The sequence below is a fragment of the Nonomuraea sp. B1E8 genome (genome assembly GCF_039871515.1).
Taxonomy (GTDB): Bacteria; Actinomycetota; Actinomycetes; order Streptosporangiales; family Streptosporangiaceae; genus Nonomuraea.
This window is the reverse complement of the sequence record NZ_JBDPLS010000011.1, coordinates 192,944-204,876: the sequence shown is the minus strand read 5'-3', so window position 1 is coordinate 204,876 and position 11,933 is coordinate 192,944. Positions and strand designations below refer to the sequence as shown.

The 11,933-nt window shown below is 72.7% G+C and carries 14 protein-coding genes; 6 read left to right on the top strand and 8 right to left on the bottom strand.

Annotated features, from left to right (window positions below):
• Position 1: 1 nt before the first annotated feature.
• Positions 2–766, top strand: coding sequence for an enoyl-ACP reductase FabI (gene fabI / locus ABGA98_RS32220; protein ID WP_347622171.1), 765 nt, complete (start codon positions 2–4; stop codon positions 764–766).
• Positions 767–897: 131 nt separating this feature from the next.
• On the opposite strand, the gene ABGA98_RS32215 is transcribed toward fabI, so the two are convergent.
• Entirely contained in the window at positions 898–1,716 is an 819-nt protein-coding gene (locus ABGA98_RS32215) for a hypothetical protein (protein ID WP_347622170.1), read from the bottom strand.
• Positions 1,717–1,843: 127 nt separating this feature from the next.
• Positions 1,844–2,791 carry an aldo/keto reductase gene (locus ABGA98_RS32210; protein ID WP_347622169.1) on the bottom strand — a complete coding sequence of 316 codons (948 nt, stop codon included), beginning with the start codon at positions 2,789–2,791 and terminating at the stop codon, positions 1,844–1,846.
• A gap of 251 nt (positions 2,792–3,042) precedes the next feature.
• Here ABGA98_RS32210 and ABGA98_RS32205 point away from each other — a divergent pair, with 251 nt between their 5' ends.
• Genes ABGA98_RS32205 through mshC form a run of 5 tightly spaced genes read left to right on the top strand, consistent with a single transcriptional unit; the run spans position 3,043 to position 6,996 of the window.
• The gene (locus tag ABGA98_RS32205; protein ID WP_347622317.1) at positions 3,043–3,729 is read left to right on the top strand and encodes an MSMEG_4193 family putative phosphomutase; all 687 of its coding nucleotides are present in this window, start codon (positions 3,043–3,045) and stop codon (positions 3,727–3,729) included.
• 9 nt (positions 3,730–3,738) lie between these two features.
• A complete protein-coding gene (locus ABGA98_RS32200) occupies positions 3,739–4,287 on the top strand; it encodes a DUF3090 domain-containing protein (protein WP_132516004.1) in 549 nt (182 codons plus the stop codon).
• Entirely contained in the window at positions 4,284–5,048 is a 765-nt protein-coding gene (locus ABGA98_RS32195; protein ID WP_347622168.1) for an SCO1664 family protein, read from the top strand. The genes ABGA98_RS32200 and ABGA98_RS32195 overlap by 4 nt, the downstream gene beginning before the upstream one ends.
• A 48-nt stretch (positions 5,049–5,096) precedes the next feature.
• Positions 5,097–5,747: an NRDE family protein gene (locus ABGA98_RS32190; RefSeq protein WP_347622167.1), complete on the top strand. Its 651-nt coding sequence runs from the start codon at positions 5,097–5,099 to the stop codon at positions 5,745–5,747.
• Positions 5,748–5,757: 10 nt separating this feature from the next.
• Positions 5,758–6,996 (top strand): cysteine--1-D-myo-inosityl 2-amino-2-deoxy-alpha-D-glucopyranoside ligase, encoded by a 1,239-nt coding sequence (gene mshC, locus ABGA98_RS32185; RefSeq protein WP_347622166.1) that lies wholly within the window; start codon positions 5,758–5,760, stop codon positions 6,994–6,996.
• A 7-nt stretch (positions 6,997–7,003) separates the two neighbouring features.
• Here the strand turns inward: mshC and ABGA98_RS32180 are convergent, their stop codons facing one another.
• Genes ABGA98_RS32180 through ABGA98_RS32155 form a run of 6 tightly spaced genes read right to left on the bottom strand, consistent with a single transcriptional unit; the run spans position 7,004 to position 11,933 of the window.
• The gene (locus ABGA98_RS32180) at positions 7,004–7,543 is read right to left on the bottom strand and encodes an isochorismatase family cysteine hydrolase (RefSeq protein ID WP_347622165.1); all 540 of its coding nucleotides are present in this window, start codon (positions 7,541–7,543) and stop codon (positions 7,004–7,006) included.
• Between the two features lie 2 nt (positions 7,544–7,545).
• Positions 7,546–8,508: a UDP-glucuronic acid decarboxylase family protein gene (locus ABGA98_RS32175; RefSeq protein WP_347622164.1), complete on the bottom strand. Its 963-nt coding sequence runs from the start codon at positions 8,506–8,508 to the stop codon at positions 7,546–7,548.
• A complete protein-coding gene (locus ABGA98_RS32170; protein ID WP_347622163.1) occupies positions 8,505–9,392 on the bottom strand; it encodes a glycosyltransferase family 9 protein in 888 nt (295 codons plus the stop codon). The genes ABGA98_RS32175 and ABGA98_RS32170 overlap by 4 nt, the downstream gene beginning before the upstream one ends.
• The gene (locus tag ABGA98_RS32165; RefSeq protein ID WP_347622162.1) at positions 9,383–10,057 is read right to left on the bottom strand and encodes an SDR family oxidoreductase; all 675 of its coding nucleotides are present in this window, start codon (positions 10,055–10,057) and stop codon (positions 9,383–9,385) included. Before ABGA98_RS32165 ends, ABGA98_RS32170 begins: the two co-directional genes overlap by 10 nt.
• Positions 10,054–11,388: a PfkB family carbohydrate kinase gene (locus tag ABGA98_RS32160; RefSeq protein WP_347622161.1), complete on the bottom strand. Its 1,335-nt coding sequence runs from the start codon at positions 11,386–11,388 to the stop codon at positions 10,054–10,056. The genes ABGA98_RS32165 and ABGA98_RS32160 overlap by 4 nt, the downstream gene beginning before the upstream one ends.
• Positions 11,385–11,933: an SIS domain-containing protein gene (locus ABGA98_RS32155; RefSeq protein ID WP_347622160.1), complete on the bottom strand. Its 549-nt coding sequence runs from the start codon at positions 11,931–11,933 to the stop codon at positions 11,385–11,387. The genes ABGA98_RS32160 and ABGA98_RS32155 overlap by 4 nt, the downstream gene beginning before the upstream one ends.

The following is an 11,933-nucleotide window of genomic DNA, read 5'->3' as shown; positions in this document are numbered from 1 at the left end:
CATGGGCATTCTCGAAGGCAAGCGGATCCTCGTGACGGGCGTGCTCACCGATGCCTCGATCGCGTTCAACGTGGCCAAGCTGGCCCAGGAGGAAGGCGCCACGGTGGTGCTCACCGGGTTCGGCCGGCTGAGCCTGGTCGAGCGCATCGCCAGGCGCCTGCCGTCGCCGGCCCCCGTGCTGGAGCTCGACGTCCAGGACACCGAGCACCTCGACACGCTCGCGGCCCGGGTCGGAGAGCACGTCGACGGTCTCGACGGCGTGGTCCACTCGATCGCCTTCGCACCGCAGAGCGCCCTGGGCGGCAACTTCCTCAACACCTCGTGGGACGACGTCGCGACCGCTGTGCAGGTGTCGACCTACTCGTTCAAGTCGCTGGCGGTCGCCTGCCTGCCGCTCATGAAGGAGGGCGGCTCCGTCGTCGGCCTCGACTTCGACGCCTCCAAGGCGTGGCCGGTCTACGACTGGATGGGCGTGGCCAAGGCGGGCCTGGAGTCCTGCAACCGCTACCTCGCCCGCGACCTGGGCAAGCACAACATCCGCGTCAACCTGGTGGCGGCCGGCCCGCTGCGCACGATGGCCGCCAGGTCGATCCCGGGCTTCAAGGAGTTCGAGGACAGCTGGCCGGAGAAGGCCCCGCTGGGCTGGGACCTGTCCGACACGGTCCCGGCGGCCAAGGCGTGCGTGGCGCTCATGTCCGACTGGTTCCCGGCGACGACGGGCGAGATCGTCCACGTGGACGGCGGCGTCCACGCCATCGGCGGCTGAGACACCCACCGGCGCGCAGGCGAGACGGCGGCCGGTGGGCATCAAGCCGAGCGGTCGCTTCGGGTGCCGGGCTTGCCGGACTGACCGACGCCGGCGGTGAGGGTCCGGCGGTGAGGGGCCGGCGGTGGTGCTCAGGCCAGGCGGTGGCGGCCGTTGCCGGCGCGGGCCGGCTCGAAGGGGATCGACTCGGCGGGTTCGTTGCGGCTGCGGCGCTGCTGGACGATGCGGGCGGCGAGCACCGCCGACCCCAGCAGCGCGATGGTCAGCGCCGTGCCCAGCACGTCGGAGGCGGGCGGGCTGGGCCGCACGACGCGTTGTTGCTGCATCGGCACGGTCAGCTCGTGCGCGAACGGGTTGGGCCACAGCAGGTCGACCCGCGGCTCCTCCGGGTCGGCCCGCTTCTTGTCGGCCAGCGGCCGGCGCGTGTCCATGAGCTGCGGCCGGCTCTCGGGCCTGCGCGTCCTCGACGTGCCGGGCACGGACGAGGAGTCCTTCTGACCCGCGCGCGGCCGCGCCGGGCGCCTGGCCGAGGACGTGGGCGGCGGCGACAGCGTGCTGTAGACCTCGCCGTCCGCGCAGGCCGGCCCCGGCAGGCATCCGTCGTCGGAGGGCACCCGCTCCTGCTCCGTCGCCCTGGGCGACGGTGGCGGCTCGTTCGTCCTGGTGGCCTTCGGCCTGGTGGTCGGCACGACCCTGCCCACCCTGCCGAGCACCTCGTCGGTGGTCTTGTCGAGGCCGTCGGTCACCGTGCCGGTGGCCCCGCCTGTCAGGGTGTCGACCGTGCCGGTCACCGCACCCACGACGTCGCACAACGTGTTGGTCACCCCTGAGAGCAGGCCGCCGCCCCGCGTGCAGTCCTGGGTGGCCGCCGCCGCGGCCGGCGCCGCCACCGGAACGGCCCCCAACGCCACCGCGAGAACTCCAGCCGAGATCGCGGTCCTGCTCCCCATCCGTCCCCTCCTGCGTTGCCTCAGGGAGAAATCCTGATGGACATCCCCGGTCGGACGCAGGCGTTTGCCGGGTAAAGTTGCGATTCGGTATCGACTAGTGATACACGAGAGAGTCTCTCGTTCCCGGTCAGTCGAGTGACGACACGTCATCGAGGGCCTCTCGGATCTCTATGGGCAGCACCACGTCTTCGGCGGGCAGGATGCCCTTGAGCTGCGCGTGTGTACGCGCTCCGACGATGGCGGAGGCGACGCCGGGCTGGTCGCGCACCCACGACAGCGCCACCGCCAGGGGCGAGACGCCGAGCCCGTCGGCGGCGGTCATGACCGATTCGACCACGCGCCGGCTGCGCTCGTCGAGATAGGGGCGGACGAAGTCGGCGAAGTGCGGGGTGGCGGCGCGCGAGTCGCCGGGGACGCCGGCGCGGTATTTGCCCGTCAGCACCCCCCGCCCCAGCGGCGACCAGGCCAGCATGCCCACGCCGAGGTGGTTGGCGGCGGGCAGCAACTCGCGCTCGGGCTCGCGGGCCAGCAGCGAGTATTCGGCCTGCGCCGAGGTGATCGGGATGCGGCCGGGGATCATCTTCTGGGTGACCGCGGCGGCGGCCAGTTGCCAGCCGGCGTAGTCGCAGACGCCGGCGTAGACGGCGCGGCCGGAGGAGACGATCGCGTCGAGCGCGGCCAGCGTCTCCTCCAGCGGCACCTCGGCGTCGTAGGTGTGCAGCTGCCAGAGGTCGACGTAGTCGAGCCCGAGCCGGTTGAGCGAGTCGTCGACGGCGGCGATCAGGTGGCGCCGTGAGGCGTCGCGGGGCCGCCGGCCCGTGGGGGTGACCACGGCCTTGGTGGAGATCACCAGCTCGGAGCGCGGCACCGAGTCGCGCAACATGCGCCCCAGCAGCCGCTCGGAGTCGCCGCCGGTGTAGACGTCGGCCGTGTCGACGAGGTTGCCGCCCGCGTCGAGGAACGTGCGGAGCTGGGCGGCCGCCTCGTCCGTGTCGGTGTCACGCCCCCAGGTCATCGTGCCGAGCCCCAGCCTGGACACCGACAGTCCGCTGTGGCCGACGTAGCGCTGCTCCATGATCCCGCCAGGTTACCAACAAGAAACCTGCCCAGCAGGCTGCCGCTCCGCTGTTCTCGGTGGTCAGGGCTGTGGCGGCGGCCCGCCATGCCGTTTTCTCATCGGCCGGCCGGAGACCTGCTCAGCGGGTTGTGGTTCGCGGTCCACGGGGGAGGGGCGGCCCTTCGTGCGGTCGGGCGGCGGGCGCCGGGACAGGGCGGGAGGCGTAGCCGTTGTGATCGACCGTGATCGGCGCCTGCGACACTGGTAGGGTGACCACGTTGCTTCTCGCCCGGCACGGGCTGACGGATCTCACAGGGCCGGTGCTGGCCGGCCGTACCCCGGGGGTGCACCTGAGCGAGGCGGGCAGAGCGCAGGCCGCGGCGCTCGCCGGGCGCATCGCGGGCGTCGGTCTCGACGCCATCGTCTCCAGCCCGCTCGAACGCTGCCGGGAGACGGCACAGGCGGTCGCCGACGGGCGCGCGGCGGAGGTGGTGATCGACGAGCGGTTCATCGAGTGCGGTTACGGCGAGTGGACCGGGCGGCCGCTGAAAGAGCTCGCCCGCGAGCCGCTGTGGCAGGTCGTCCAGGCGCATCCGAGCGCGGTGGCCTTCCCCGGCGGCGAGGCGCTGACGGCGATGCAACATCGGGCGGTCGCGGCGGTCAGGGAGTGGAACGAGCGGGTCGGGGAGAAGGGTGTCTACCTGGTCTGCAGCCACGGCGACGTGATCAAGGCGATCGTCGCGGACGCTCTGGGCCTCCACCTCGATCACTTTCAGCGGATAACGGCCGATCCTGGAGCGCTCACCGTCATTCGCTATGCGCCGCTGCGTCCCTTTGTTCTCAGGCTTAACGATATGGGGGAATTGAGGCTTCCCGAGGATTCGGAGGAGAAAGACGGGGGAGAAAACATCACCGGGAGCGATGCTGCCGTCGGCGGCGGACCCGGAACCACGTAAGGTCAGGCTATGCCGGTCTTCGACTACGACCCACCAGAGAGGTTCGTCGCCGGTGCCTTGGGGCAGCCGGGCGCGCGGGTCTTCTTTCTGCAGGCCAGGGCCGAGGGCAGACTGACCACGGTGGCGCTGGAGAAGTTGCAGGTCGCTGCGCTGGCGGGCAGGCTCGACGAGCTGCTCGACGAGGTGTTGCGCCTCAGCGGGGGCACCGCGCACGTGCCCGCGCTGGCGCCCGCCGACCTGGCCGACGACGCGCCCCTGGACGTGCCGGTCGCGGAGGACTTCCGGGTGGGGACCATGGCGCTCGCCTGGGACTCCGACAGATCGCAGGTGGTGATCGAGGCGCAGGAGGCCGTCGACGAGGACGACCTCGACGGCCCCGACCCCGCGGTGCTGCGCGTGCGCATCAGCGCCGGGGCCGCCCGGGCCTTCACCCAGCGAGCGCTGCAGATCGTCGCGGCGGGCCGTCCGCCGTGTCCCCTGTGCGGCCAGCCGCTCGACGCGGCCGGTCACGTGTGCGTCCGTCTCAACGGCTACCGCGGGGGTGAGGCGGCTTCATGACCGCTCCTGAGAGCGAACCGGCCGTCAAGTCGTCCCAGCCGCCGCCCCTGCACGAGGACGAGGCGCACACGCTCCTGCGTGACGGCCGCCTGGAGGTGGCCGGCCGGCTGGTCGAGGCGACCAACATGACGCTCTACTGCTCGGTCAAGCTGGGCTCCCGCACGGCGGCCTGCGTCTACAAGCCCGTACGCGGTGAGCGCCCGCTGTGGGATTTTCCCGACGGCACCCTGGCCGCCCGCGAGGTGGCCGCCTACGAGGTGTCCCAGGCGACCGGCTGGCGCATCGTGCCGCCCACGGTCTACCGCGACGGTCCCTTCGGGCCCGGCATGTGCCAGCTCTGGATCGACACCGAGCGTGAGATCGACCTCATGCGGCTGGTCAAGAGCCGCAACCCGCTCGTGCGCCGGATGGCGGTGTTCGACGCCGTGGTCAACAACGCCGACCGCAAGGGCGGTCACCTGCTGCCGCTGCCCACCGGCCACGTCTACGGCGTCGACCACGGGGTCTGCTTCTCCGTCGAGGACAAACTGCGCACGGTGCTGTGGCAGTGGCGCGGCAAGCCGCTGGCCCGCGAGGCGGTGGCGGTGCTGGCCAAGCTGGAGCGCGACCTCGAGTCTGGCTCGCTCGGGCGCAGGCTGCGCGAGCTGCTCACGCCGGCGGAGGTGGAGGCCACCTGGCAGCGCGTCAGGCGGCTGCTCGACACCGGCGTGCACCCCTACCCGCCGGAGGGCTGGCCTGCCATCCCCTGGCCGCCGATCTGACCCGACCCCGGGCGCCACGCGACTTGGCCCGTTGATTACCCTTTGCCCATGTGCACGCTGATCGTGAGAACCGGGCGGCCGCTGACGCTCATGGGTGTGAGAGACGAGTTCACCGACCGCCCGTGGGAGGGCCCGGGTGAGCACTGGCCCGAATACCCCGGCGTGATCGGCGGGCGCGACCTCAAGGTCGGCGGCACCTGGCTGGCCGTCAACCCGGCGGCCCGCCGCGCCGCCGCCCTCCTCAACGGCCGCGGCCGGGCCGCGCAGGAGACCACGAAGATCTCCCGGGGCGACCTGGCGCTGCGGGCCGCATACGGCGGGGACTTCCCCGACGGCGACCTGACCCGCTACGACCCCTTCCATCTGGTCCTGGCCGACCTGTCGGGGGTGCGGTTGTTCAGCTGGGACGGCGAGCGGCGCACCGAAGCCGAGCTGCCCGAGGGCACCAGCATGGTGGTCAACTCGGGCCTGGATCGGGAAGACGAGCGGGTGCTGGCCCACCTTCCCAGATTCGCGGAGACGAGCGCCTGGCACGAGCTGGCCGCGGCGGAGCCGTCCTCCGACCCGGGCGCGCTCATCGTCCGGCACGAGCTGGCCGACGGCCGCGTCTTCGCCTCCCTTTCGGTGATGGAGGTCGAGATCGAGACCGGCGGCGTGACGTACGACTTCACCGACCTGACCGCAGATCGGGACGGATAGGCTCGAAGACATGCGATCGTGGTCTGCCCCCAACATACCCAAGCTCCCTGGTGAGAGCATCCCGCTGCGTCTCCACGACACCTCCGCGAAGCAGGTCCGGCAGACCGATCCGGGGCCGACCGCCAGGATGTACGTCTGCGGCATCACCCCCTACGACGCCACCCATCTCGGCCACGCCAACACCTACCTCGCCTTCGACCTCGTCGGCCGGTTGTGGCGCGACGCGGGCCACGAGGTGCACTACACGCAGAACGCGACCGACGTGGACGATCCGCTGCTGGAACGGGCCACGCAGACCGGCGTCTCCTGGCGCGAGCTGGCGGAGCGGGAGATCGAGCTGTTCCGTGGCGACATGGAGGCGCTGCGGATCGTGCCGCCCCGCGAGTACGTCGGCGTGACCGAGGTCGTCGGTCAGGTCGCCGACCTGATCGGCAGGCTCTCCGCCAAGGGCGTCACCTACGACCTCGACGGCGACGTCTACTTCAGCGTGGCCGACGCGCCCAAGTTCGGGCAGGTCTCCGGCTACGACGAGGACGAGATGCCGGCGCTGTTCGCCGAGCGCGGCGGCGACCCCGACCGGCAGGGCAAGCGGCACCCGCTCGACTGGCTGCTGTGGCGCGCCGAGCGGCCCGGCGAGCCCGCCTGGGACTCGCCTCTCGGCAGGGGCCGGCCCGGCTGGCACATCGAGTGCACCGCGATCGCCCTCGACAACCTGGGCGCGGGCTACGACGTGGCCGGCGGCGGCTCCGACCTGATCTTCCCGCACCACGAGTGCGGCGCCTCCGAGGGCCACGCGGCCACGGGGGAGTGGCCCTTCGCCAAGTTCTACACGCACGCCGGCATGGTGGCGCTGCACGGGGAGAAGATGTCGAAGTCGAAGGGCAACCTGGTCTTCGTCTCCAAGCTGCGCGAGCAGCACGACCCGATGGCGGTCCGGCTCGTGCTGCTGGCCCACCACTACCGCGCCGACTGGGAATACGTGCCCGAGCTGATGGGCGAGGCCGAGCGCAGGCTGGAGTTGTGGCGACGGGCCGCGGCGCTGCCGTCGGGACCGCGCGCCGGCGAGCTTCTGGCCACGGTGCGCGAGCGCCTGGCCGACGACCTCGACGCGCCGGGCGCGCTGGCCGCCGTCGACGCCTGGGCCGCCGGGGCGCTGGCCGGTGAGGGCCCGGACACCGGCGCTCCCGGCCTGGTCAGGGACCTGGTGGACGCCCTGCTCGGCGTGGAGCTCCAGCAGGCCCCGGCGTGAGCCCGCGCTAGGTGAGGCAGCCCCTGGCCGGGGTCACCTCGGCTGACATGTTGCGCTCCATCATGCGCAGCGCCGCCAGCCCGAGGTCGCGATGGATCGCCGCCACGCAGTCCGGCGGCACCATGATCGAATAGTGCCGGATGTACGCGTCCAGCGCGCTGTACAGGATGCACTGCTCGGTCACCTGGCCCGCCAGCAGGACCGTGTCCGTCCCCAGCTGCCCGAGCAGGTACTCCAGCGGCGTCCCGAAGAACGCGCTGTGCCGCACCTTCGGCAGAAAGGAGCAGTCCGCCGGGGGTACGATCGGCTCGACCAGGTCCGGCCGGTGGCCGCCGAGCGCCCGCGCCACCAGGTCCTCCCTGGTCGCGGTGAAGTCGCCGTAGTTGTCGTTGACGTAGATCAGGTCCACGTCGCCGCGCGATCGTGCCCGGCCGATGAGCTCGGCCAGCGGGGGCAGGATCGGCTGGACGGAGCGCTCCAGCTGCTCGGCGTCCGCGTGCTCGTACGGGTTGAGCATGTCGACGACGACCATCGCGGTCCTGGCCATGATCAGACCTGGAGCTGTTCGAGCTGATCCATCGAGGCCAGCTCGGCGGTGAACCACTCGATCGTGCGCCTGAGCCCTTCGGCCGCCGGCACCCGCGCCCGCCAGCCCAGCTGCTCGGCCGCCAGCGAGGTGTCGGGCCGCCTGACCCTGGGATCGTCGGCGGGACGGTCGATGAAGACGATCTCCGACGACGACCCGGCCAGCTCCTTGATCATCGTGGCCAGCTCCAGCATGGTCAGCTCGTCCGGGTTGCCGATGTTGACCGGGCCGCCGAAGTGGCTGCGGGCCATCGCGAGGATGCCCGACACGGTGTCGTCCACGTAGCAGACCGAGCGCGTCTGGGAGCCGTCCCCGGTGATCGTGATCGGCTCGCCCTTCAGTGCCTGCCTGATGAACGTGGGGATCGCCCGGCCGTCGAACGGGCGCATGCGGGGCCCGTAGGTGTTGAAGATGCGCACGATCCCGGTGTCGGTGCCGCGCGAGTGGCGGTAGGCGGTGGTCAGCGACTCGGCGAAGCGCTTGGCCTCGTCGTAGACGCTGCGCGGGCCGACCGGGTTCACGTTGCCCCAGTACGTCTCGCGCTGCGGATGCTCCAGCGGGTCGCCGTACACCTCGCTGGTGGAGGCCAGCACGAACCTGGCGCCCTTCTCCCTGGCCAGCCCCAGCGCGTGCAGCGTGCCGGCGCTGCCCACCCGCAGGGTCTCGATCGGGTAGCGCAGGTAGTCGGCGGGCGAGGCGGCCGAGGCGAAGTGCAGCACGAGGTCCAGCCGGTCGGGCACGTGCACGTACCCGGTCAGGTCACACTCGATCAGCCGGAACTCAGGCCGGTCCATCAGATGCTCGACATTGCGCGGCCCGCCGGTCAGGAAGCTGTCCATGCAGACGACCTCCGCACCCTCGTCCAGCAGCCGCTCGCACAGGTAGGAACCGAGGAAGCCGGCGCCCCCGGTGACCAGAGCCCTCATGACGTGACCTCCAACGCAGCGTCGACGACTTCGGAAACTTCGATCTTCAACAGGCCGGGATCCGGCCGCTCGCCGTGCGGATCCCCGTTCCGCCCGGCCCACAGAGCCACGTGCCGCCAGCCGGGCGGCGGCCCCCACAGGGCGGGGGAGACCGGCCCGAACAGCACCACCGACGGGACGCAGAACGCCGTCGCCAGGTGCGCGACCCCGGTGTCGCCGCACACCACCAGCCGCGACCGGCTGACCAGATCGACCAGGTCGGCCATGGTGGTCCGCCCGGCCAGCACCCGCTCGGGCGGCAGCCCCGCCAGCTCGGCGACCCGCCTGGCCAGCGGCGCCTCCTCGGCGTTCCCCGTGACGACCACGTCGTCCAGCGCGGCGGCGACCTCCGCGAAACGTTCCGGCGGCCAGCGCCGGGCGGGATAGGCGGCGCCCGGATGCACGATCGCGGGCCCCGTACGGTCGGAGACGCCGAGCGTCAGGTCGGCGGGATCGGCGCCGATGCCGTGCCATTCCAGCAGCCCGCACCAGCGCCGCACCTCGTGCACACCCTCCGGGTACGCCGGGCCCGTGCCGAAGCTGATCAGCCGGCCGGGACCGGTCTCCCGCAGCGCCTCGATGCTCTGCGGGCCCTTGCCGTGCAGGTTCACCGCGATGTCGGGGCGCTCGAACGGCACCCCGTCCATGGGGATCGGCCCCGGCCCCGACACGTCCACCTGCTCGTCCACCGCCCCGGTCAGCGGCGGCAGGGCGTCCAGCGCCCGCGGCGCCGCCAGCGTGATCCGGTGCCGGGGAAAGGCCTGCCGCAGCGCCCGCAGCGCGGGCACGGCCGTGAGCAGGTCGCCCAGGCCGAGCCCGCGGAGCACCAGGAGATCTAGGGCCATGACGTCTCCGTGGACGGGCAGACGACGAGCTCTCTCACCTCGCATCCGGCCGGCTGCCGCAGCGCGAAGACGATGGACTGGGCGACGTGGGCCGGATCGTTCAGCCCGGCCTCGGGCCCCGGCTTGTACTGCTCGGGACGGCCGTCGAAGAAGCCCGTACGCATGCCGCCGGGGATCAGCAGGGTCACCCCGACCTCCCCGCGCAGCTCGGTCGCCAGCGCCCTGGTGAAGCCGACCACGCCGAACTTCGACGCCGAGTACGCCGACGCGTCGCTCAGCGGCCGAAGGCCCAGCGTCGACGCGCAGGTGACGACCGTGCCGCGGGTGTGCTTGAGATACGGCAGCGCCGCCCGTACGACGGAGGCCGTGCCGAGCAGGTTCACCCGGATCACCCGCTCCCAGTCGTCGGCGGGGACGTCCTCCAGGCGCCCGCACGCGTCGATGCCCGCGGCCGTCACCACGCCGTCCAGGCCGCCGGCCCGCTCGGCCAGCTCGCGTACGGCGCGCTCGGCCTCCCCCCGGTCGGCCAGGTCGGCCGTGACGTGCTCAAAACGCTGGTCGGGCGCTCGGACGTCGACGACCAGCGCCCGCCAGCCCTCCTTCTCCACGGCCTCGGCGGTGGCCAGTCCGAGCCCGGAAGCTCCCCCGGTGATGAGAATGTTCACTGGATCTCCTTGATCAGATTCGTGGTCGAACGCCCCGGCAGCGTGCTCAGCACGACGGTCTCCGCGCCGAGCCTGCCGAGGACCTCGGATTCGGGCAGGACCTCCCCCGTGTAGTCGCCGCCCTTGACCCACACGTCGGGCCGCAGCCGCTCGATGGCGGCCGCCGGGGTGTCCTCGTCGAACACCAGCACGGCGTCCACGCAGCTGAGCGCCCTGAGCACCTCGACCCGGTCGCGCGCGTCCACGATCGGCCTCGGCGGGCCCTTCAGCCGGCGTACCGATTCGTCGGAGTTGACGCAGACGACGAGCGCGTCGCCGAGGGCCCTGGCCCGCCGCAGCAGGCTCACGTGCCCCGCGTGCAGCAGGTCGAAGCAGCCGCCCGTCGCGATCAGCCGGCCGCCCTGGGCGCGGGTGAGCTCGGCCACCTCCAGCGCCGTGCGCGGCCGGTCGCCGAGCCGCTGCTCGCGGACCCTGACGGTGGCCGCGCCGCCGCGCTCGACGAACCGCGAGGCCTCGCCGACGCCGATCGTCACCGCGTCCTGCACGTCGGTGCCGTCGCGCAGCGCGAGCGCCGCGGTGGCGGCGAACCGGTCGCCCGCCCCGCACGCGTCCTGCCCGGCGGCGCGCACCGGCGGCGGCACCGCCGTCAGCGGGCCGCCCTCCACGGCCAGCGCGGCGCCCCGCTCGCCGGTCGTGACGGCCACCGCCCTGGCCTGCAGGGCCCTCACCAGGCAGCGGGCCGCCTGGTCCGGTCCGTGATAGCCGTCGGGGCACAGCAGCCGCGCCTCCGCCTCGCTCGGCGTCACCAGCGCGCAGCCGGGCATGGGACGCTCGCCGCGGGGATGCGGGTCCCACACCACCGGAACGGCGACGTCGCGCAGCAGCCCGCGGGCCATCCTGGCCACACCCCTGCCGTAGTCGGACACCAGCACCGCGCCCGCCTGGAGGATCGCCTGCGCCGCCTCCTCGCTGGGGGCGTACCTGGCGGCGCCGTCGCCGGTGTCCAGCCTGACCAGCGTCTGGCCCTTCGACCTGATCCTGGTCTTGCGCACGGTGCCGCCGCGCAGCGGGAGGCGTACCAGATCGAGCTCCTCGGACAGCAGCCCGCACAGGCGGTGGCCGTCGGGGTCGTCGCCCATCGCGGTGATCAGCACGACGTCGGCGCCGTCGCGGGCGGCCAGCAGCGCCGCCAGGCCCGCCCCGCCCGGGCGGGCCTGCTCGGCGGCCACGTCGACCACGGGGACGGGCGCGTCAGGGCAGAGCCGCTCCGCGTCGCCCTCGACGTCCACGTCCAGCAGCGAGTCGCCGATGACGACGAGCGGCCCTCTCACAGCGCCTCCTCCACCGCGTCGCACAACAGGTGGATCAGCGCGAGGTGCACCTCCTGTACGGTCGCCGTCTCCTCCGCCGGCACCGCGACCGCCTCGTCGCACAGGATGGCCAGCGGGTTCGGCGCGGGGCCCGTCATGGCCCAGGCGACGATCCCGCTCTCCTGCGCCGCGGCGGCCGCGGCCAGCACGTTGGGGCTGCGGCCGCTGGTGGACAGGCAGATCAGCACGTCGCCCGCGCGGCCGTGCGCCAGCACCTGGCGGGCGTAGACCTCCTCGTGGCCGAAGTCGTTCGCGATCGCCGTCAGCGCCGAGCCGTCGGCGTGCAGCGGGATCGCCGCGTACGGACGCCTGTCGTGCCGGAACCTGCCGACCAGCTCGGCCGTCAGATGCTGGGCCTCCGCGGCCGAGCCGCCGTTGCCGCAGGCCAGCAGCCTGCCTCCGGCGGACAGCACCCCGGCGAGCTTCCCACCCCAGGCCCGGACGGCGACCGCGTGGTCGTCGACCTTCTCCAGCGTGTTCCAGAGCTTCTCCAGATGAGCATCCAT